18 protein-coding genes, 1 tRNA gene and 1 pseudogene are annotated in these 19,980 nt (G+C 50.3%); 15 read left to right on the top strand and 5 right to left on the bottom strand.

Going from position 1 to position 19,980, the window contains the following annotated elements:
• Positions 1 to 11: 11 nt before the first annotated feature.
• The gene (locus AC2T15_RS02095; RefSeq protein WP_053101221.1) at positions 12 to 224 is read right to left on the bottom strand and encodes a cold-shock protein; all 213 of its coding nucleotides are present in this window, start codon (positions 222 to 224) and stop codon (positions 12 to 14) included.
• A gap of 405 nt (positions 225 to 629) precedes the next feature.
• Between AC2T15_RS02095 and dcd the strand changes: the two genes are divergently transcribed.
• The 3 genes from dcd to AC2T15_RS02110 all read left to right on the top strand — a co-directional run bounded on the left by dcd (position 630) and on the right by AC2T15_RS02110 (position 2,115).
• A complete protein-coding gene (dcd, locus tag AC2T15_RS02100) occupies positions 630 to 1,196 on the top strand; it encodes a dCTP deaminase (RefSeq protein WP_053101222.1) in 567 nt (188 codons plus the stop codon).
• A 118-nt stretch (positions 1,197 to 1,314) separates the two neighbouring features.
• A tRNA-Asp gene (locus AC2T15_RS02105) sits at positions 1,315 to 1,391 on the top strand.
• Between the two features lie 157 nt (positions 1,392 to 1,548).
• Positions 1,549 to 2,115 carry a DUF1415 domain-containing protein gene (locus tag AC2T15_RS02110; RefSeq protein ID WP_053101224.1) on the top strand — a complete coding sequence of 189 codons (567 nt, stop codon included), beginning with the start codon at positions 1,549 to 1,551 and terminating at the stop codon, positions 2,113 to 2,115.
• Here the strand turns inward: AC2T15_RS02110 and AC2T15_RS02115 are convergent.
• Positions 2,112 to 3,035, bottom strand: coding sequence for a LysR family transcriptional regulator (locus AC2T15_RS02115; protein WP_486778613.1), 924 nt, complete (start codon positions 3,033 to 3,035; stop codon positions 2,112 to 2,114). The genes AC2T15_RS02110 and AC2T15_RS02115 overlap by 4 nt on opposite strands.
• 156 nt (positions 3,036 to 3,191) lie before the next feature.
• Between AC2T15_RS02115 and AC2T15_RS02120 the strand changes: the two genes are divergently transcribed.
• The 3 genes from AC2T15_RS02120 (at position 3,192) to AC2T15_RS02130 (ending at position 7,391) form a co-directional block, all read left to right on the top strand.
• Positions 3,192 to 3,797 (top strand): cysteine hydrolase family protein, encoded by a 606-nt coding sequence (locus tag AC2T15_RS02120; protein ID WP_286592986.1) that lies wholly within the window; start codon positions 3,192 to 3,194, stop codon positions 3,795 to 3,797.
• Between the two features lie 100 nt (positions 3,798 to 3,897).
• Positions 3,898 to 6,534 carry a phosphoenolpyruvate carboxylase gene (gene ppc / locus AC2T15_RS02125; RefSeq protein ID WP_053101230.1) on the top strand — a complete coding sequence of 879 codons (2,637 nt, stop codon included), beginning with the start codon at positions 3,898 to 3,900 and terminating at the stop codon, positions 6,532 to 6,534.
• A gap of 92 nt (positions 6,535 to 6,626) precedes the next feature.
• Entirely contained in the window at positions 6,627 to 7,391 is a 765-nt protein-coding gene (locus tag AC2T15_RS02130) for a sulfite exporter TauE/SafE family protein (protein WP_486778614.1), read from the top strand.
• 44 nt (positions 7,392 to 7,435) lie between these two features.
• On the opposite strand, the gene AC2T15_RS02135 is transcribed toward AC2T15_RS02130, so the two are convergent.
• Together AC2T15_RS02135 and AC2T15_RS02140 are read right to left on the bottom strand one after the other, a co-directional pair.
• Complete coding sequence (locus AC2T15_RS02135; RefSeq protein ID WP_486778615.1) at positions 7,436 to 7,828, bottom strand: hypothetical protein; 393 nt, start codon at positions 7,826 to 7,828, stop codon at positions 7,436 to 7,438.
• Positions 7,829 to 7,860: 32 nt separating this feature from the next.
• Complete coding sequence (locus AC2T15_RS02140) at positions 7,861 to 8,454, bottom strand: chromate transporter (RefSeq protein ID WP_486778616.1); 594 nt, start codon at positions 8,452 to 8,454, stop codon at positions 7,861 to 7,863.
• 233 nt (positions 8,455 to 8,687) lie between these two features.
• On the opposite strand from AC2T15_RS02140, the pseudogene AC2T15_RS02145 reads away from it, so the two are divergent.
• Positions 8,688 to 9,056, top strand: a pseudogene (locus AC2T15_RS02145) (sodium:solute symporter family transporter); the annotation flags it as partial.
• A gap of 200 nt (positions 9,057 to 9,256) precedes the next feature.
• Positions 9,257 to 11,095 (top strand): PhoX family protein, encoded by a 1,839-nt coding sequence (locus tag AC2T15_RS02150; RefSeq protein ID WP_486779000.1) that lies wholly within the window; start codon positions 9,257 to 9,259, stop codon positions 11,093 to 11,095.
• Between the two features lie 328 nt (positions 11,096 to 11,423).
• On the opposite strand, the gene AC2T15_RS02155 is transcribed toward AC2T15_RS02150, so the two are convergent.
• Positions 11,424 to 12,767, bottom strand: a complete 1,344-nt coding sequence (locus tag AC2T15_RS02155; protein WP_486778617.1) for an IS1182 family transposase — start codon at positions 12,765 to 12,767, stop codon at positions 11,424 to 11,426.
• 273 nt (positions 12,768 to 13,040) lie between these two features.
• Here AC2T15_RS02155 and waaF point away from each other — a divergent pair, with 273 nt between their 5' ends.
• Genes waaF through AC2T15_RS02190 form a run of 7 tightly spaced genes read left to right on the top strand, consistent with a single transcriptional unit; the run spans position 13,041 to position 19,974 of the window.
• Positions 13,041 to 14,087: a lipopolysaccharide heptosyltransferase II gene (waaF, locus tag AC2T15_RS02160; protein WP_053105949.1), complete on the top strand. Its 1,047-nt coding sequence runs from the start codon at positions 13,041 to 13,043 to the stop codon at positions 14,085 to 14,087.
• Positions 14,087 to 15,103, top strand: a complete 1,017-nt coding sequence (gene waaC / locus AC2T15_RS02165; protein ID WP_373332367.1) for a lipopolysaccharide heptosyltransferase I — start codon at positions 14,087 to 14,089, stop codon at positions 15,101 to 15,103. Before waaF ends, waaC begins: the two co-directional genes overlap by 1 nt.
• Before the next feature lie 3 nt (positions 15,104 to 15,106).
• Positions 15,107 to 16,228: a glycosyltransferase family 4 protein gene (locus AC2T15_RS02170; protein ID WP_486778618.1), complete on the top strand. Its 1,122-nt coding sequence runs from the start codon at positions 15,107 to 15,109 to the stop codon at positions 16,226 to 16,228.
• Positions 16,225 to 17,031, top strand: coding sequence for a lipopolysaccharide core heptose(I) kinase RfaP (gene rfaP, locus AC2T15_RS02175; RefSeq protein WP_053101254.1), 807 nt, complete (start codon positions 16,225 to 16,227; stop codon positions 17,029 to 17,031). The genes AC2T15_RS02170 and rfaP overlap by 4 nt, the downstream gene beginning before the upstream one ends.
• A complete protein-coding gene (locus tag AC2T15_RS02180; RefSeq protein ID WP_486778619.1) occupies positions 17,031 to 17,762 on the top strand; it encodes a lipopolysaccharide kinase InaA family protein in 732 nt (243 codons plus the stop codon). The genes rfaP and AC2T15_RS02180 overlap by 1 nt, the downstream gene beginning before the upstream one ends.
• Complete coding sequence (locus AC2T15_RS02185; protein WP_486778620.1) at positions 17,759 to 18,508, top strand: lipopolysaccharide kinase InaA family protein; 750 nt, start codon at positions 17,759 to 17,761, stop codon at positions 18,506 to 18,508. The genes AC2T15_RS02180 and AC2T15_RS02185 overlap by 4 nt, the downstream gene beginning before the upstream one ends.
• On the top strand, positions 18,505 to 19,974 hold the full coding sequence (locus AC2T15_RS02190) for a lipopolysaccharide kinase InaA family protein (RefSeq protein ID WP_486778621.1): 1,470 nt from the start codon (positions 18,505 to 18,507) through the stop codon (positions 19,972 to 19,974). Before AC2T15_RS02185 ends, AC2T15_RS02190 begins: the two co-directional genes overlap by 4 nt.
• The last annotated feature ends 6 nt before the right edge of the window (positions 19,975 to 19,980 follow it).

Below are 19,980 nucleotides of genomic sequence, written 5' to 3' on the forward strand. Positions count from 1 at the left end.
CAGCTATCGAATTAAGCGATAACTTGTACTTCTTCAGCTTGCATGCCTTTTTGGCCGCGCGCTGCAACGAAAGAAACCTGTTGGCCTTCTTTCAGAGTTTTGAAACCATCCGCTTGAATAGCGCGGAAGTGAACGAATAAATCTTCACCACTTTCTGGAGTGATAAAGCCGAAACCTTTCTCATCGTTAAACCATTTTACAACGCCAGTTTGACGGTTAGACATGTCATGTCTCCTTGTTACAAGTAAATTTAAGCTTGGGCTCTTGCCCTAAAGTTACTGAGCGCAAGGAGTTACAAGAGTCGTTGCAATGGTTAGTTTTATATCTAAGCATTTTTGATTCACGTTACACATGCAGCAGCAGTGGTGCCTACTCTACCTGTTTTTCGCAGTTGTGCCACTCTTATTTTCGATTAAATGCGCTTTTTCATACTTTTTGATTATTTTTCACTGCTTTCATAAACTTTTAAAGAAACCTGGATATGAAGCCTAAGGCTTAGTTAGTGCGGGTTATCCTTAGGCTGCTTTAGTGTATTTAGGGGGGAGCCGCCAGTAACAGGTACCTTTGATTAAGTTTAGTTTGTTAGAATCAGTGTTAACTTTTTCAATCTTCATCAAGGCAGAGCATTCATGAGCATTAAGTCAGATAAATGGATTACCCGCATGGCCCAAGAACAGCAGATGATCGAGCCTTTTGTCCAAGGGCAGGTACGGCATCAGGGCGCTGAGCGGATTATTTCCTATGGCGTATCTAGTTACGGCTACGATGTACGCTGTGCCGATGAGTTTAAAGTGTTTACCAATATTCATTCGGCTACGGTTGATCCGAAAAATTTTGATGAGCGCAGTTTTGTCGATGTAAAAGGTCCGGTGTGCATTATCCCACCGAACTCCTTTGCCTTGGCCCGCACCGTTGAGTACTTTCGTATTCCGCGTAATGTATTAACCATTTGCTTAGGTAAAAGTACCTATGCTCGCTGTGGAATTATTGTTAACGTCACGCCTTTGGAGCCTGAGTGGGAAGGCCACGTGACCCTAGAGTTTTCTAATACCACCACTTTGCCAGCAAAAATTTACGCGAATGAAGGGGTGGCACAGATGCTGTTTTTAGAGTCAGATGAGGAGTGCGAGGTTTCTTATAAAGACCGTGGCGGAAAATACCAAGGTCAAACTGGAGTGACCTTACCGCGCACTTAGTCCAGAAAACTAAGCGAATTGCCGACTCTTTAAGTGTTTGTTAATAAAGCGCTTGACAGGTTCGTTAGTAAACACTAGTATACGCGCCGTACTGCAGGATTAGTCTTGCAGACCCAGCGCAGTGGTAGTTCAGCTGGTTAGAATACCGGCCTGTCACGCCGGGGGTCGCGGGTTCGAGTCCCGTCCACTGCGCCAGATTACGAAAACCCGTTAAGCCTTGCTTAACGGGTTTTTTCGTTTCTAGTCAATTATTTATTTTGTGCGCTTGCTCTTGGTTAGAGTCGGGCATTAACACTTTGCCTCAATGCCTCTTTACAAGGTGGATGGCATACAACAAAGGTAAGGAAAAGTTATGTGTCCACCCGTATCAGTAACTGAGGCCGAGGTGATTGACGCCGTAGCGCATTGGGTAGCCACCTGTGTGGTGGGGTTGAATCTTTGCCCCTTTGCCAAACGTGAAGTAGTGAAACAGCGTGTCCGCTATGTGGTCAGCCAAGATACTAACGAGCAGGCGCTACTAGTGAGTTTGCAGGCAGAACTGGACTATCTCACTGCCCATCCTGAAGTAGAAACCACCTTGCTGATCCCCATAGGCTTGTTACAGGATTTTTATGATTACAATGATTTTCTTGATCAAGCCGACTATTTACTGCAAGTGCTGGATTTAGAAGGGGTGTATCAAATTGCTAGCTTTCATCCGGATTACCAATTTGGCGGCACCTTAGCCGCTGATGTAGAGAACTACACCAATCGCTCGCCTTATCCGGTGTTGCATATCTTGCGCGAAGCGAGCCTTGAGCAAGCAATCGCCGACTACCCCGATGTTGAGCAAATCCCCGAGCGTAATATTGCCCTGATGCAACAGCTAGGCGTTGAGCAGTTAACGGCGTTGCTAGCCGCTTGCCGCAAGCAGGGTTAATCGACGACTGAAGGCGGCGTGCCTCGTAACTGCTCAGCATAGTCAGCAAATAACTGCAGTAACCAGCGATAAACCGTTTCAAAGCGCTGAATTTGGCCGATTTGGCGGTGACTCAGTAACCAAATTTCGCGTTGTAATACTGGCATTGGGCTGAGACGTTTCAGGCCCGCTTGCTCAGCCAACATGCAGGGCAGTAAGGCTAGCCCTAAGCCTTGCTGGCAGGCTTGGAGTAAAGTCGGCAGGTGACAACTTTTTAAGCAGATGCTGGCTTTGGGGTAATGTTGCGCTAGCCAGCGCATCTCTGGCGCATGGGCTAAAGCTTGGGTGTAACTGAGCCAGGGTTGTGCTGCCCACTGTTGGGGCGTTAAATCAGCAAATTGTGGAGCCGCGTAAACGGCTAAGCCCAGCTCGCCAACTTTACGCATGAATAGCGCAGCATCTTGTTGTGGGCGGGCAAAACGAATCGCCAGATCGGTTTCGCTATGACTAAAAGAAAGATCACGATCAGCATTAATTAGCTCGAGGCAAAGCTGCGGATGTTGCTGCTGAAAGGCGGCCAACTCTCGACCAAGCCAGCTACTAAAAATAAAGTCGACGGCAGTAATACGCACTGTGCCCTGGACCGCTTGGGCTTGTTGTTGAGTTGATTCGAGCAATTGCTGCACTTGTTGGGTAATAGGCTGCGCTTGTTGCATAAATGCTAAGCCTAATTCAGTGGCTTGATAGCCTTTGGGTGTGCGAATAAATAACGTACTGTGTAAGCGTTGTTCGGCGGCAGCTAAGCGGCGACTAATGGTCGATACATCTACCTGTAGCTGCTGCGCCGTGGCACTTAAGCTGCCCGCTTGATGCAAGGTGGTCAGTAGTTTTAAGTCGTTCCAATCAAACTCTTGGGCTGGCATAGCTAAATAAATACTCAAACAGGTGATCTAGGATTAGGGCGTATTAAGGGCTGTTTGCTGCTTTGCAAAGATGCAAACTGAGTTGGCAAGTTTAGGGCTGTTCAGCCTCTGCTGTCACTTGGACAATGGCGCTAGAAAACCACGACTTCCTTCGCCAATAAAGAGACTCAAACTATGTCCACTCAGCAACTCCCTACCTTATTTCAGCTTACCGGCAGTGAGCACGGTCCAGCCAACTGGCAAGAAGCGGTACTGATTATTATTGATGCGCAAAATGAATATCGGATCGGTGATATGCGTTTGCCTAATGTCGAGCCAGCTACTGCGCAGATTAGCCTGCTGCTGGCTAAGGCACGGGCAGAACAAACACCGGTTATTCATATTCGTCATATGGGGGTGGTGGGGTATTTGTTTGATCCAGAAGGGCCGCGGGGTCAGATTTTTGATGAGCTAGCGCCGCTAGTAGGCGAGGTAGTCATTGATAAACCATTGCCTAATGCCTTTGCCCAAAGTAATTTGCACAACGTCATTAAAAATACTCAGCGCAGCGCGTTGATTGTCTGCGGCTTTATGACTCACATGTGTGTTAGCGCCACGGTACGTGCTGCTAAAGATTTAGGGTATCGCTCTACAGTGGTTGCCGCAGCCTGTGCGACTCGCCCGTTACCGGGAGTAGATCAGCAAGTGGTGGATGCCGAAGCGCTACATAACATGGAGCTGGCGGCCTTGGCAGACTTTTTTGCCTGTGTCGTACCTACTGCTGAGGAGTTAGGCGCTTAAGCATAAAAGGCACTTGCGAATTTTTTTAGTGCTGGGCACTCTGAAGCAGTTAAGTTTGCGCCCTTCTTGTTGAAGGGCGACTCTGCTAAAGGAGTAACACATGCCAACAATTGATTCTCGGTTACGCGAACATGTGCACCTATTGGGTGACTTGCTAGGGCAAACCATTAAGCAAGCAGTGGGTGCCGAACTCTTTGATAAGGTAGAACGCATCCGGCTAGGGGCTAAATATGCACGGCGCGGACAAGCCCAAGCACGGCAACAGTTAACCGAGACCTTAGATGGACTGACCGATACTGAATTATTAGCAGTAGCACGGGGCTTTAACCAATTTTTAAACCTGGCCAATATTGCCGATCAATACCATTTAATGCGTCGTCGGCACGCCGATGAGGCACCGGCTTTTGAAGAGCAAATGCTGGGTCAATTGCTGCAACGGTTAACGGCTAAGGGGCATGATTTAGCTGAGCTAAAGCAACAGTTAGAAAACCTCAGTATTGAACTGGTGCTAACCGCGCATCCAACTGAAGTCACGCGGCGCACTATGATTGTCAAATACGACGCCATTGCCCAGCAGTTAGCTGCCTTGGATCATAGCGATCTAACGGATCAAGAGCGCAATCAAGCCCTGCACAAATTGCGGGTATTAATCAACGAAATTTGGCATACCTCAGAAATTCGTAAACAGCAGCCAACGCCGTTGGATGAGGCGCGCTGGGGCTTTGCGGTAATTGAACGTTCGCTATGGAAAGCCTTGCCCAATACCTTGCGCCATGTGGATCAGGTGTTGCAGGCGCAAGGTGCTGAGCCTTTAGCCGTGACTGCGACGCCGCTTCGTTTTGCTTCGTGGATGGGCGGCGATCGTGACGGTAACCCTAACGTCACGGCCAATATCACCCAAGAGGTTTTGCTGTGGGCGCGTTGGATTGCGGCGGACTTATTATTAAAAGACATCACTAAGCTCACGGCGGAGCTATCTATGCAGCAGGCTAACTTAACCTTGCAGCAACATGCCCAAGGCAGTGATGAGCCGTATCGCGTGGTGTTAAAAAAACTGCGCAATCAATTGCGTTATACCCGCACCACCTTACAAAAGTGCATTCAAGAGCAAAGCCCGATACCTGACGATGTGCTCAGTGATAACCAGCAGCTGCTGGAGCCTTTACTGTTGTGCTATGAGTCCTTGCATGAATCAGGGTTAGGCTTAATTGCCGATGGTGATTTATTAGACTGCATTCGTCGTGCCCAAGCCTTTGGTTTATTTTTGCTCCGCCTTGATATTCGACAAGATGCGGCGCGCCATGCTGCAGCATTAGATGAAATTACCCAGTGGTTAGGCTTGGGCAGTTATCTGGCGTGGGATGAAGAGCAAAAGCAAGCATTTTTACGTCAAGAACTGGCCAATAAACGGCCGTTACTGGCTGCTGATTTTGAGCCTTCAGCAGATACCCAAGAAGTGTTAGACACCTGTAAAGTGGTGGCTAAGACACCGGCTGCCGCCTTGGGCTCCTATGTGATTTCCATGGCCACCGCGCCGTCCGATGTGCTGGCGGTGCAGTTATTGCTCAAAGAAGCTGGACTGCGGCGCTTTATGGCTGTGGCGCCACTCTTTGAAACCGAGCAAGACCTAGATCATGCGGGGGCTGTGATTGGGCAATTACTGGCTTTACCGGATTACCGTCAGCAGTTAGCTGGGCCGCAAGAAGTGATGATCGGTTATTCAGACTCAGCCAAAGATGCCGGCACAACGGCTGCGGCTTGGGCGCAATATCGCGCCCAAGAAGAGTTGGTGGCGGTGTGTGCCAAAGCGGGAGTGGAGCTGCTGTTATTTCATGGCCGTGGCGGTACCGTGGGTCGTGGCGGTGGGCCGGCCCATGAAGCCATTTTATCGCAGCCACCAGGTTCGGTGGCAGGGCGCTTTAGAACCACCGAGCAAGGCGAAGTGATTCGCTTTAAATATGGCTTGCCTAAGGTGGCCGAGCAAAACTTAAATTTATATTTAGCTTCAGTTTTAGAGGCCACCGTGGTGCCGCCACCGGCCCCAACTCAAGCTTGGCGTGATGTGATGGAGCGGATGGCCGCTGATGGTGGCGCCGCTTATCGCGCGGTGGTGCAAGAGGCGCCAGAGTTTGTGGCGTATTTTCGTCAAGCCACACCAGAGCAAGAACTAGGCCGCTTGCCCTTAGGCAGTCGTCCGGCGAAGCGTCGTTCGGGTGGGATTGAAAGTTTACGCGCTATTCCATGGATCTTTGCCTGGACCCAAACACGTTTAATGTTGCCGGCATGGCTCGGTTGGGAGGAGGCTTTAGCCAAAGCGCTGGAGCGTGGTGAAGCCGCCACTTTAGAAGAAATGCGTGATCACTGGCCGTTCTTTCGCGCGCGGATTGATATGCTGGAAATGGTGCTGCTAAAAGCGGATCAAGGGATCGCCAGACTATATGACGCCCGTTTAGTCGAGCCCGCGTTGCAAGGCTTTGGTGAAGCACTGTATGCCAAACTTGAGCAAGCCGTGCAGCAAGTATTGGCTTTGACCGGCGAGGAGCATTTGCTTGAGCGCCACCCCTTGGTCCGCGCCTCAATTAGCATTCGCGATACATACTTAGATCCGCTGCATTTACTGCAGGTTGAGTTACTGGATCGCTCGCGCCGGGAGCACAGTATTGAGCACCCTGAAGTAGAGCAAGCGATGTTAGTCACCGTAGCAGGGATTGCCGCAGGGCTGCGTAACACAGGTTAAGCCAGCAACGGTTGAGGCTAATGAAGGTGGGCTATTAGTCCACCTTCTTGGTTTTTAGCGATGGGTTTCAATGGATCAAACAGAGTATTTTTATGCAGAGTTTAATAGCCGCTGGTTGGTTACCTGAGTATTTATCGTTATACACGCTGCTTGGATTAGTGGCATTAGCCGGGTTGACCTCGTTTATCACTGCGTTTATCGGGATTGGCGGCGGAGCTATTTTACTGGCAGGACTTAGTTTGTTGATTCCCACTGCCGCGATTATTCCAGTACATGGCTTGGTGCAATTAGGCTCAAATGCTAATCGTGCCGCCATGACTTGGCGCTGGATAAATTGGCAAACCATTGCTTGGTTTGCCCCAGGTGTGCTGCTAGGCGCTGGATTAGCCAGTATGTTATTGGTTGAACTATCGGTTGCTGTACTGCAAACGGCCATTGCGCTCTTTATTTTGTATCTGTGCTGGGGTCCATCTTTATCTGCACTTATTTTAGGTAAGGCGGGTACTTTAGTCGCCGCCGCGCTGACCACCTTATTGAGTCATTTGGTTGGTGCGACCGGGCCTTTGGTGGGGGCTTTTGTTAAGCAGCAGCAAACTAATCGGCAAGCTACCGTGGCGACCTTTGCCGCTGCCATGACATTGCAACATGCGCCAAAAGCCATGGTATTTGGCATGGCAGGCTTTGCTTTTAAGCAATGGATTGTGCTGGTGTTGGCAATGATTGCAGCTGGCGCGCTGGGCACTAAGCTAGGATTAGGGCGTTTACAAAAAATCAGTGATCAGCGCTTTAATGGGTTATTTAATCTCCTGCTGACCCTAATTGCAGCACGCTTATTGTGGCAGGCGTTGCTGCGGTAATTAACCAGTGCTGGCGCGAAATGTTTACTGAGTAGCTGAGCCGATTAGTGGGCCCGCAAATAATCCCGGCGATGGGGATGCTCAATCCACTGCAGCTGGAGTTTAGGGCCTAACGCGGCGAATAAATAATCGGCTAAATGGTTAGCGTAATAGTGAATAGAATCAAAGGCATCTTGCCCCGCTGAATGGATATAAAACTGTAATGAATCAGTGGCAGGCCAATGGAACCACGCACCCCCTGCATAGAAAATCGTTGCGGTTTGTTGATCTAGCACTTGCTGATCGCGCTGTTTCGAGTGCAACCATTGCTCAAGCAGTGGGGCTATTTGTGTGGGCGATACACCGCTGAATTGTGCTTCTAGCATGACATCGCGGTCTTCATTCCAGTGTTTAATATCCCACGCGTAGTTCAGTAAATAATGCTCAGTGCTTGACATCAAAGTGGCCTAAATAAGAAAAACAGGCGCCATTATAAAGCTAAGCCCAGCGCCGTAGTAATAGATTGCAACCAGGTATAGCCTAGGCCACACAAGGGGACTAGCAACCAGGCGGGTAATCGCCACACCGCCAATGCCAGCCAAGCGAGCAAGGCCAGCGCTAAGTCAGTGGGTTGATAAATACTGCTCAGCCACAGTGGTTGATAGAGCGCGGCTAACAGTAGGCCGACCACCGCAGCATTGGCTCCGGCTAAGGCGCGGCGAACTGCAGCTTGTTGTTTTAGTTGCTGCCAAACGGGTAACACCGCTAACACCAGTAAACCCGAGGGTAGAAAAATAGCCACTAAACCGAGCAGGCCGCTGAGCCAAGGCCAAGGATGCGAGGGTAATAACGTACCCAAGAAAGCCGCAAAGCTAAACAGTGGTCCAGGTAAGACTTGGGCCGCGGCATAACCAGCGAGAAACTGCTCGCTGCTGATTAATCCTGGGGTTACCACCTGGGCCTCTAAAATGGGCAGCACCACATGACCGCCGCCAAAGACTAAAGCACCTGCCTGATAAAAGCCGGCGATTGCTTGTAGTAATGGCCATTGGCTGAGGTGGGCTAAGAGGGGCAATAAAAGCAATAACAGTAAAAAAAATCGTTAGCCAATACTTGGCCTTGCGCCGCTGGATACGGGTTGTGGTGGGCTGAGGCGTACTCTGAAGCCCAAATCACTCGATGGTGTATCGAGAACTTGCAGGTACACAACATGTTCAACTCAATAGCAGGCAGCATCGAAAGTTAGGAGAAACGTTCGGGCTAAGTCCTGCCTGAGCAAGTTTATGCTTGAATCAAGGCTAGTTCGAGTTCCGCAGGCAGCTGTTGGTGAGCTCCAGTGCCATCACTGAGGACTTTTATAAAGCCTTTTTACGCAAAAATGCCTCCCAGCGTGAATTAGTTTGGGTGGGACGGTTAATGGTCTTGGGGGTGGCATTTGGTCCGGTAATTTTACTGTCGGTCACTTGGCCACGGATGACGCGCAATGGTGCGGTAGCGGGTATTTTAGTGGGGGCTTTAACTGTGGTGCTGTGGAAGCAGTTCATTGATCTAGGCCTGTATGAAATTATTCCTGGCTTTGCCTTAGCCAGTGTGGCAATTATTGTTGTCAGTTTGCTCGGTAAGCCGCCGACCAGCAGTATTCAGCAACGCTTTGCCCAAGCTGATCAGGTGTTTAAGCAAGGCTAAATCAATAGCGCCCAAGCACTCATTGGCTTGGGCGTTGCGGGTTATTGAGTCGGCGCTTGAGTTGTCATATCGCTGTAACTTCAACCACCTAAGCTGTGGCTCATTCCAAGAACCTATTGAGCTAGGAACCCTGTATGAGCCAGTTTGAATTGCAAGATGAGCGTAACCATCCACGTCCCGAAACCCCAGAATTTACTCAGATGGTTGAACGGGGTTTATCCCGTCGCCGCTTTTTAGGTGGGGCAGGTGCTGCTTTAGGTGCTGCGGCCTTTTTTAGTATGACCCCGGTCACCAAAGCGGTTGCGGCAGCCCTAGCGCCTAGCGGCAGCCCGTTATTAGGTTTTAAAGCAGTGGCCGCCAGTACTGCCGATACCGTGACCGTGCCTGAAGGTTACCAAGTGGAACGTTTGATTTCTTGGGGCGATCCACTGTTTTCTAAGGTGGCCGCTTTTAGTGATCAGGTGAAAAATAATACCGCTGCCGATCAAGCAGGCCAGTTTGGTGATAACACCGATGGCATGAGCTTATTTCCGTTAACCGCTGACAGCGCTATTTTGGCGGTGAATAACGAGTACACCAACTATGAGTTGATGTTTGAGCACCAAGGGAAAAATATGAGCGCCGCCGATGTGCGCTATGCTCAAGCGGCCCATGGGGTTTCAGTGCTGACCTTAGTTAAGCAAGAAGCTGGCTGGCGGGTACAACAAGACGGTAAATACAATCGCCGGATTGATGCCAACACACCGATGCGCATCAGTGGGCCATCCAAAGGCCATGCCTTATTGCAAACTAAGGCTGACCCTAAAGGCGAGTTAGTTCTAGGTACCTTTAATAACTGCGCCAATGGGCAAACCCCTTGGGGCACTTATCTGACCTGTGAAGAAAACTTTAATGGTTATTTTGGCAGTGATCAGCCGCTAGAACTTTCCGAGAGTTTTAAACGCTATGGAATTGCCGCCGAAGATGCCGGCTACAGCTGGTATAAGTTTGATCAGCGGTTTGATTTAGCTAAAGAACCCAACGAGCCCAATCGTTTTGGCTGGGTAGTGGAGATTGATCCCCATAACCCCGAATCACAGCCGGTTAAGCGCACGGCTTTAGGCCGCTTTAAGCACGAAAATGCTGAGTTAGTTATCGCCGAAGATGGCCATGTGGTGGTTTATCTAGGGGATGACGAGCGTGGTGAGCATATTTACCGTTTTGTTAGCCGCGATAAATACAATCCCCAGGATCAGGCCGCCAACCGTGACTTGTTAGATGCCGGTACTTTATCGGTGGCTAAATTTAACGAAGATGGCAGTGGTCAATGGATTAGCCTAGAGCATGGGCAAAATGGTTTAACCGCAGCTAATGGTTTTGCCAGCCAAGCCGACATCTTAATTAATACCCGTTTAGCCGCTACCCAAGTGGGAGCTACCACCATGGATCGTCCGGAGTGGGTTGCAGCGCACCCCCACGAGCCGATGGTGTTCTGTACTCTGACCAACAATAAAAACCGTGGCCTGAAAGACAATCAGCCAGTGGATGGCCCTAATCCACGTGCCGAAAACCACTACGGGCAAATTGTGCGTTGGGTGCCACGTGCAGGGCAACATACGGCCGAGCAGTTTGACTGGGATTTATTCTTAATTGCGGGTAACCCGACCGTGCATGCGGGCACGCCCTATGCCGGGTCGAGCAATATTACCGCCGACAACATGTTTAACAGCCCCGATGGCATTACCTTTGATCAGGGTGGGCGGCTGTGGATCCAGTCCGATGGGAACTATTCCAATGAAGGCGATTTTGCTGGCCAAGGCAATAACCAAATGCTCTGTGCGGATCCTAAAACCGGAGAGGTGCGCCGTTTCTTAACTGGACCGGTTGCCTGTGAAATTACTGGATTGGCCTTTAGCCCTGATCAAAAAACGATGTTTGTTGGGGTGCAACATCCGGGTGAGGAGTTAGCGCCTTCGCATTTCCCGTTCGGCGGCAATAGCGTGCCACGCTCGAGCATTATGCTGGTGACCCGTAAGGATGGCGGGGTAATTGGTGCTTAATTTGGATTGAATAGGGAGTTAAGCGCAGGGAATAAGCACTAGGGAAATAACCTAAGGGTATAGGTAGTGGCATCGGTTAGGGAAGAAGGATGCAAGCGGGCAAGGAAGCCCGCTTCAGGTAGCTGACAAACCCCGCCTTTTTGGTGGGGTTTGTTGTTTTATGCACTTCAATGCCGCTTTTTCTTTTGGGATAAGCACTCAAATGGGATAAGCGTTCAAAGAGCGGAAGTTTTTGCTCCAAGATTTTTTAAAGTAAATTGGGCGTATCTGAGCTTAAGTAGGCGTGTAAACAGGCACTCATGAGGGCAAGAGGTTTACAAAAGCGGGATTATCCTGCCAATAGTGCGATTTTCTTGATGTTTTGTGCCACGGCAGTCATCAGGCATTGCGCCTGCACTTTGTGACGACCACGATACCGCGCGTAGCGGTATTGATGCAGCTCTTTGGCATCAGCAAAGCTTCGCTCTACTGTTTCTTTGCGCCTCTGATAGATCGCCTTGCCCCAAGGCGTCAGCCGGTTGGCATCCTGCCGTTCTCTGCTGCCTTCCCACACATGACGGGTGACCGTTTTTTGTTGTTTGGCGTTCTGATTACAGCGTGAAAGCAGCGGGCATTGTCGGCACACAGCCGGATCAGATACATAGTGGCGATACCCTTCCCGGTTAGTTGTACTGTAAATCAAGGCCTGTCCTTGTGGGCACACATACTGGTCTGTTTCGGCGATATAGATAAACTCACGTTTACGCAAGTACCCTTGGCGATGGATCGGTCGCCGATAGCCAAACACCGCTTTTACCCCCTTATCTTCCAGACCTTTGCTGATGGCTGTGGTGTGATAGCCTGCATCCAGGCCAACATGCTGGACGTTAAAGCCAAAACGCTGTGTCTGCCGTTCCAATCGGGCCAAATAGGGCACTGCGTCGTGGACGTTACCCGCCGTGACATGCACATCGGTAATGATATTGGCTTTGGTATCCACCGTACGATGGTCAAGATAAAAGAAGCCTTTGGGCTTGTTATCCCGAGTCATAAAGCCGCTTTCAGGATCGGTCTTACTTTGTTTGATTTCCCGCACCTGAGGTTCGCTCGATGGCGGCGGCAAGGGCTTTTTTCCGTGGGCTAGGCGATCCTCCTCGATCGCCTGATCCAACTTATCCATATAGGCTTGCCGTTCTGAAACGGCGTGTGCTTTGACCCATTTCCCCTTGTTAGCATTGGCTTTCAGGTGGGTTGAATCGGTATACAGTACCGTGCCGGATACCAACTTACGCTGCATCGCCTGCAAGACGATTTCATCAAAAATTTGCTGGTAGATATCCGAGTCATTAAAGCGGCGGCGACGGTTCTGACTAAGGGTGCTGGCATCAGGGACTTTGTCAGTCAAGTTCAAGCCTAGGAACCAGCGGTAGGCTACATTGACCTGAACCTCACGGATCAACTGACGTTCACTACGAATACCGAATAAATAGCCTATAAGCAGCAGTTTAAACAGTAGAGTTGGATCCAGCGCTGGGCGACCATTGTTCGCGCAGTACAAGTCTTTGACTAGATCATGAATAAACGAGAAATCGATATGACGATCTACTTTGCGTAGTAAATGGTCTGAAGGAACCAGCTCGTCAATACAGACAAATTCGAGTTCGGACTGGGTCTGGGGGCGATCACGTAGCACTGTACAACTCCTGCAGCAGATGTGTGCCCAGTATAAAAAACAAACCCCTCGATGGGAACGAGGGGTTTGTCAGCAGTCTGAAGCGGGCAAGGAAGCCCGCTTTTTTGTGCCTGGGTAAAACTAAATGAGTGTACTTTCTCTCCTTTGGGCTGCTTGAGTCCTGTTGCTCTTGGCTGTGGTTTAGAAACATTGAAAACAAGAAAAAAACCAGATTCAGTGGCATAATCGAGCCTTTCTTTGGATTACTACCCTTTGAGTACAGACAAGCGGCCGATGAATATTCTTATTGTTGGACCAAGCTGGGTTGGCGATATGGTCATGGCGCAAACCCTATTCATAGCCTTAAAACAGCAGCATCCAGACTGTCAGATCGATGTGTTAGCGCCTAATTGGAGCCGTCCGCTGCTAGAGCGGATGCCCGAAGTGCGTCAAGCCCTTAGTTTTCCTTTAGGGCATGGGGTGTTGGACTTGAAAACCCGGCGCCAACTGGGCCAGCAGCTGAAAAATCAATACGATCAGGCGATTTTGCTGCCTAACTCGTTAAAGTCTGCGCTGACGCCATTTTTTGCTCGTATTCCTAAGCGCACTGGCTGGAAGGGTGAAATGCGCTACGGTTTATTGAATGATTTGCGCCATCTGGATAAAGATCGCTACCCCTTAATGATTGAGCGTTTTATGGCGCTGGCTTACGCACCAGGTACCGAGCTAGCTAAACCTTATCCGCGTCCGAGCTTACATATTGATCCGGCCCAGCGGCAGCAGGCATTAACAGAACTTAATCTGGTGCTGGATCGTCCCGTGCTGGCGCTGTGTCCTGGGGCCGAGTTTGGTGAGGCCAAGCGTTGGCCTGCGTCAGCCTATGCGGAAGTGGCCGAGGCTAAAATTCGCCAAGGCTGGCAGGTGTGGATCTTTGGTTCAGAAAAAGATCACCTCAGTGGTGAGCATATTCAACAGCTGTTGATTCCTGGGTTGCGTGAAGAAGTGACGAATATTGCCGGTCAAACCTCCCTCGCCCAAGCGATTGATTTAATGTCCTGTGCTGAGGCAGTGGTAAGTAATGACTCGGGATTAATGCACGTGGCCGCGGCCCTGAATCGTCCTTTGGTGGCGGTATACGGCTCAACTTCACCGGACTTTACTCCGCCCTTAGCCGATCAAGTCGAAATTGTTCGTTTAGGCTTAGATTGCAGTCCTTGTTTTCAGCGTACCTGTCGCTTTGGTCATTATGACTGCTTGAAAAATCTACCAGCGAGTTTGGTGATTGCTGCTTTAGAGCGTTTAACAGTGACGCCGATTCAATTGCAAGAGAGCGAACTGTAGTGCGTGTGTTATTAATTAAAACCTCGTCGTTGGGCGATGTGATTCATACCTTGCCCGCATTAACCGATGCCCAGCGAGCCATACCTGGGATTCAGTTTGATTGGGTAGTGGAAGAAGGCTTTGCCGAAATCCCCAGTTGGCACCCCGCAGTGGCAGAAGTGATTCCCGTAGCGATTCGACGCTGGCGCAAACACCTGTGGCAAACCTACAAAAGTGGTGAGTGGCGGGCCCTAAAGCAGCGGATTAAACAGCAGTCTTATGATTTAACCATTGATGCCCAAGGGTTACTCAAAAGTGCTTGGCTGACGCGTTTTAACTTAGCGCCAGTGGCCGGCTTTGATAAACAGTCGGCGCGCGAAGCTGTGGCCAGTTATTTTTATGATGCTAAATATCAGGTGGCAACGGATCTCCACGCAGTTGAGCGAACGCGGCGTCTATTTGCTTTGGCACTGGGTTATTCGATTACCGGCAAGGCCGCCGAGTATGGGTTGCAAAGGCGGCATAAAGCGCTTGCCCAGCCTTACGTGATGTTCTTACATGGCACCACTTGGCCAAGCAAACACTGGCCAGAGCAGTATTGGCGACACCTAGCTGAGCAGCTGAATAGCCAAGGGATCGCCGTGCACCTCGCTTGGGGGAATGCTGCCGAGCAGCAGCGGGCCGAGCGGATTGCCCACGAACTGGAGCAGGTAACCGTGCTGCCACAATTAAACTTGGCCGGGGTGGCCGATGAAATTGCCAATGCTACCGCCTGTGTAGCCGTTGATACCGGGCTTGGGCATTTAGCCGCAGCGTTAGATGTACCAACCATCTCATTGTATGGTCCCACCTTACCGGGACGAGTTGGCGCCTATGGCAAGGGGCAAATTCATTTATGTGCCGAGCATCCGTTAGCCGGTAAAGGTGATCGCCAATTACCGTGCTTTGATGACCTTACCCCCGATAAGGTGCTGCAGCATTTACAGCCCTTACTCCAGCCCACCACCGGGAGCGCTGCTCCCACCGCTAGTGAGTAATTCATGCAGCTCGCCTTTATTTTATATAAGTACTTTCCCTTTGGTGGTTTGCAGCGCGACTTTATGCGCATCGCCTTAGAGTGCCAGCGCCGCGGCCATCACATACGGGTCTATACCTTAATTTGGGAAGGCGAAATTCCTCCAGGGTTTGATGTGCGGATTCCGCAAGTTAAAGCGTGGGCTAATCATCGGCGTAATCAGAAGTTTTATCAGTGGCTGCAGGCCGATATGGCTCAGTCGCCGGTGGATCGGGTGATAGGTTTTAATAAAATGCCCGGACTCGATTGGTATTACGCTGCCGATGGCTGCTATGAAGACAAAGCCCAAACTCTGCGTAATCCTTGGTACAAATACAGCGGCCGTTATAAGCACTTTGCCGCCTATGAGCGGGCGGTATTTGCCCCAGAGCACGCCACCGAGATCTTAATGATTTCTGAAGTGCAGCAGCCGTTATTTATCAAGCATTACCAAACCCAAGCTGAGCGTTTTCATCTATTGCCACCGGGGATTGCCACCGATCGTCAGGCTCCCGCCAATGCTGCCGAGCTACGTGCAGCTTTTCGCCAAGAGTTTCAGCTAGCCGATGATCAGTTATTACTCCTGCAGGTAGGTTCTGGCTTTAAAACCAAAGGTTTGGACCGCAGTTTAAAGGCCTTGGCCAGTTTGCCAGCAGCGCTTAAGGCTAAAACTCGGTTTATTGTGATTGGGCAAGATGACCCCAAACCTTTTTTACTGCAGATTAAGGCGCTGGGATTATCCCAGCAGGTGCAGATTTTAAAAGGGCGCAGCGATATTCCGCGGTTTTTATTGGGTGCTGATTTATTGATTCACCCAGCCTATAACGAAAATACCGGTACCGTGTTATTAGAGGCCTTAGTCGCTGGGCTGCCGGTATTGGTCACCGATATTTGTGGCTATGCCCACTACATTAGCGAAGCCGATGCCGGACGGGTATTGCCTAGTCCATTTCAGCAGGCTGCACTGAATCAGACCCTAGCTGAAATGTTGGAAAATGACTCGGCGCGGCTGCGTTGGTCACAGAATGGGGTAAACTACGGGCAAACGGCTGACTTATATTCGATGCCCGAATACGCAGCTGACCTTATTCTTGCGGAGCCAGCATGAGTTTATTGTTACAGGCACCTTTTAACCAATTATGGCAGGGACAAGATCCTTTTACTGCGGTTGAGCAGCTGCAAGGTGAGGTGTACCGTGAACTAGAAGGGCGGCGAACCCTACGCACCGAAGTGGCCGGTGCCGGTTACTTTGTGAAAATTCACCGTGGTATTGGCTGGGGTGAAATTATTAAAAACTTGCTAACGGCTAAGTTACCGGTCTTAGGTGCCGAGCAAGAATTGCAAGCAATCAAGCGCCTGACCCAAGCCCAAGTGCCGACCATGACCGCCGTGGCCTATGGTAAGCGCGGGCTTAATCCAGCTCGCCAGCACTCATTTATCATTACCGAAGAGTTGGCGCCAACCATTAGTTTGGAAGACTACTCTCTCAACTGGCAGGCTCAGCCACCGCCGCCGGCATTAAAGCGTGCGCTGATTCAGCGAGTCGCTGAGATGGTGGGGGCGATGCACCGGGCCGGAGTGAATCACCGCGATTGCTATATTTGCCATTTTTTATTGCATACCGATCAGCCAATTCGTGCCGAGCAGTTTCGCTTATCCGTGATTGATTTGCATCGCGCGCAAACCCGTGCGCGCACGCCAGTGCGCTGGCGCAACAAAGACCTTGCCGCGCTGTATTTTTCGGCCTTAGAGATTGGCTTAACCGAGCGCGATAAATTGCGCTTTTTGCGCCATTACTTTCAGCTGCCATTACGTCAGGTCTTGGCTCAAGAAGCTAAGCTGTTGGCTTGGTTACAAGTAAAGGCCGATAAACTGTATCAGCGTAAACAGCGTTATGGAGATGCGCTCTAATGCTGTGGCAGTTAAGCGCGGAGTATCAGTCGCTGGCAGCAGAGTTTGGCAGCTTAGAGGCGGTGTTTGCCCTTGAGGGTGAGCGCATTACCCATGATCCTATTTCTGAGCTAATAAAAGTCACTCGCCAAGGGGTCGATTTTTATGTCAAACGCTACCGCAATAATGGCAAAGGGTTAAGGGCTTGGTTGCCGACCACGCGGATTCAGGCCGAGTGGCAGAACTTACAACGCTTTAAACAGTGGGGGATTGCCACCGCCGAGGTGATTGCCTATGGCCAAGAGCGGCGTTATGGCAAGTTTATCCGCGGCGCGATGATTACCCGCGGCTTACCTAATACTGCAGACTTAGCGCATTTGGCCAATCAGCAAGATCCACGCCTACAAGACCCGCAGTGGGTAGCACAGGTCAGTCAGCAGGTAGCTGAAATGACCCGCATTTTGCATCAGCAGCGTTTTGCCCACAATGATTTAAAGTGGCGTAACTTATTGGTTAATCAACAGGGCAAAGTATTTTTAATTGATTGTCCCACTGGACGTTTTTGGTGCTGGCCATTTTTACAGCGGCGCTTGATTAAAGATTTAGCCTGCCTTGATAAAGTGGCCAGTGAGCAATTATCGCGCACCCAGCGCTTGCGTTTTTATTTGGCTTATCGTCAGCAGTCGCGCTTAACCCAGCGCGATAAAAGCGCCATTCAACAAATTGTGCATTACTTTAAGGGGCGCGAATGAACGCTTATATCAATCCCAGCGCACAGCCGTTATTGGCTAAGCATCAGTTAGATAGCTTCGATAAGCTCTGGAATCTATCCCTTGAGGCGGTTGATCAGCCCAATACTGAGCGCGGAGGCTATAGCACTGTCTCGCGTTTAGAGTTAGATGGCCAAGCCTTTTATTTAAAGCGTCAGCGTAATCATTTAACCCGCAGCTTGTGCCATCCCTTAGGCGAGCCGACCTTTGCTCGTGAAATGCGCAATATTTTGCACTATAAAAAGTTGGGGATTCCCGCTTTAGAGGCGGCTTTTTTTGCTCAGCGCCAACATAACGGCGAGCATCAAGCAATCCTATTAACCTATGCCCTCGATGGCTGGCAGGATCTAAGCTACTGGCTGAATCAGTGGTCAGAGTTAACGTCTCAGCAGCAAACAGAGATTATTGTTGCCTGCGCGACACTGGCTAAAACCTTGCATCAGGCAAAGCAAGTGCATGGCTGTTTTTATCCCAAACATATTTTTTTGCAGGCAGCCAATCAGGGATTTACGGCGAAACTGATTGATTTAGAAAAAACGCGCTATCTGTGGTTAGGCGTTAAAGATCAAGTCAAAGATCTGGACCCTTTATTTAGACGCTCGAGCTACGCTTGGGGTGAGGCCGAGATGCGCATTTTCTTGCAGCATTATTTAACCAAGCCTTACAACTTAGAGCAGTGGATGTTGCGTTTAGCTAAGCGCCGAGTGGATAAGGATAGCCGCCCATGAGTTTTGCCTTACTTAAAGGTCGAGCCCCCCAATTACCCTTGGTATTAACCTTGGCCGATCAGTCGCAGCTAAGCATTCAGCGCTGGTTACGGGTGCTGCCTAATCGCCGCTATGTGGGGCTAGCGAAGTGGCAAGGGCAAGCGGTGGTCATCAAGATTTTTACTGGCCGTAAAGCCGCTGCTGCTTACCAAGCTGAGGTTGCTGGTTTTAGCGCCTTACAGGCACAAGCCATTAACTGCCCTGAAGTACTACAGCATCAGCAAGCCGGGCCAGAGTTAGCCTGGGTTATCAGTGCTTACCTGGATCAAACCCAAAGCTTAGCCGAGGCCTGGCAACAGGTAGGTAGTCAGCCGTATTTAACTGAAGCGCAAGAGTGTGTGCTGGGCCGCGCCTTAGTGAACATTGCCCAGATGCACCTGAAGGGTCTATGGCAGGCAGACTTGCACCTGGATAATTTTTTAACCAATGGCCGGCAGCTGTGGGTGATTGATGCGGGCAGTATTCAGCAGCAAGAGTTAGGTCAGCCGATCACCCGTGAGGCTGCGCTGGCTAATCTGGCGGTGTTTTTTGCCCAGTTACCCAATGGCTTAGCGCCCTATTTAGAGCAATTGCTGGTGCACTATATTTTAGTTAATAGCAGTCATGCCTTGCCGATTGAGCGCCTAGAAGCGGAAATTGCCAAAATTAAGCGGTGGCGGTTAAAGGATTATTTACATAAAACCGCCCGCGATTGCAGCCTGTTCAGTGTCCAGCGTTCGTTATGTAAGCTGCAGGCAGTGTGGCGTCAGGCCTTGCCTGAGTTACAGCCGGTGTTGGCCAATCCTGATCAGTTGATTGCCCAAGGCCATATTTATAAAACCGGTGGCGCGGCGACCGTGGCTAAGGTTGAATATTCTGCCGGTGGGCGGGTAACACCACTGGTGATTAAGCGTTACAACATTAAGCACTTAGCCCATTGGTTAAAGCGTTTTTGGCGGCCGAGTCGGGCTTGGCATAGTTGGCAGGCGGCCAATCGCTTAGAGTTTTTAGGTATTCCCACGCCAAAAGCATTGGCGGTGATTGAGCAGCGTTGGCTGGGGCTACGTGGGCCGGCGTGGTTTATTACTGAATATTGCGCCGGACAGGATATAATCGCCCACTTTGCGCCTTATCTGCAGCCAGCGGCGGGAACTGAGAGTACGCCGCCAGAAGCGATGTTACAGGCGCTAGATCAACTGTTTGCGCTGTTAATCCGTGAGAGAATTAGTCACGGAGATTTAAAAGGGCACAATATTTTTTGGCAGCACAATCAATGGTGTTTGATTGATTTAGATGCCATGCAGCAGCATCAGCGTTTGGCCAGTTTTCAGCGGGCGTATGCCAAAGATCGGGCGCGCTTCTTACGCAACTGGCCGGCAGAGAGTACACTTTACCAATTATTAGATCAGCGTTTGCCGCAGGCAGAAACGCTTAGCGAAGAACACTAAGAGGCA

The organism is Thiopseudomonas sp. SA1F2-1K, assembly GCF_057443035.1.

Excerpts from the sequence above, each read along its gene's own strand:
- AC2T15_RS02095 (WP_053101221.1), bottom strand. The coding sequence starts at position 224 with ATGTCTAACCGTCAAACTGGCGTTGTAAAATGGTTTAACGATGAGAAA.
- dcd (WP_053101222.1), top strand. The coding sequence starts at position 630 with ATGAGCATTAAGTCAGATAAATGGATTACCCGCATGGCCCAAGAACAG.
- AC2T15_RS02110 (WP_053101224.1), top strand. The coding sequence starts at position 1,549 with ATGTGTCCACCCGTATCAGTAACTGAGGCCGAGGTGATTGACGCCGTA.
- AC2T15_RS02120 (WP_286592986.1), top strand. The coding sequence starts at position 3,192 with ATGTCCACTCAGCAACTCCCTACCTTATTTCAGCTTACCGGCAGTGAG.
- ppc (WP_053101230.1), top strand. The coding sequence starts at position 3,898 with ATGCCAACAATTGATTCTCGGTTACGCGAACATGTGCACCTATTGGGT.
- AC2T15_RS02130 (WP_486778614.1), top strand. The coding sequence starts at position 6,627 with ATGCAGAGTTTAATAGCCGCTGGTTGGTTACCTGAGTATTTATCGTTA.
- AC2T15_RS02135 (WP_486778615.1), bottom strand. The coding sequence starts at position 7,828 with ATGTCAAGCACTGAGCATTATTTACTGAACTACGCGTGGGATATTAAA.
- AC2T15_RS02150 (WP_486779000.1), top strand. The coding sequence starts at position 9,257 with ATGGTTGAACGGGGTTTATCCCGTCGCCGCTTTTTAGGTGGGGCAGGT.
- waaF (WP_053105949.1), top strand. The coding sequence starts at position 13,041 with ATGAATATTCTTATTGTTGGACCAAGCTGGGTTGGCGATATGGTCATG.
- AC2T15_RS02170 (WP_486778618.1), top strand. The coding sequence starts at position 15,107 with ATGCAGCTCGCCTTTATTTTATATAAGTACTTTCCCTTTGGTGGTTTG.
- rfaP (WP_053101254.1), top strand. The coding sequence starts at position 16,225 with ATGAGTTTATTGTTACAGGCACCTTTTAACCAATTATGGCAGGGACAA.
- AC2T15_RS02180 (WP_486778619.1), top strand. The coding sequence starts at position 17,031 with ATGCTGTGGCAGTTAAGCGCGGAGTATCAGTCGCTGGCAGCAGAGTTT.
- AC2T15_RS02185 (WP_486778620.1), top strand. The coding sequence starts at position 17,759 with ATGAACGCTTATATCAATCCCAGCGCACAGCCGTTATTGGCTAAGCAT.
- AC2T15_RS02190 (WP_486778621.1), top strand. The coding sequence starts at position 18,505 with ATGAGTTTTGCCTTACTTAAAGGTCGAGCCCCCCAATTACCCTTGGTA.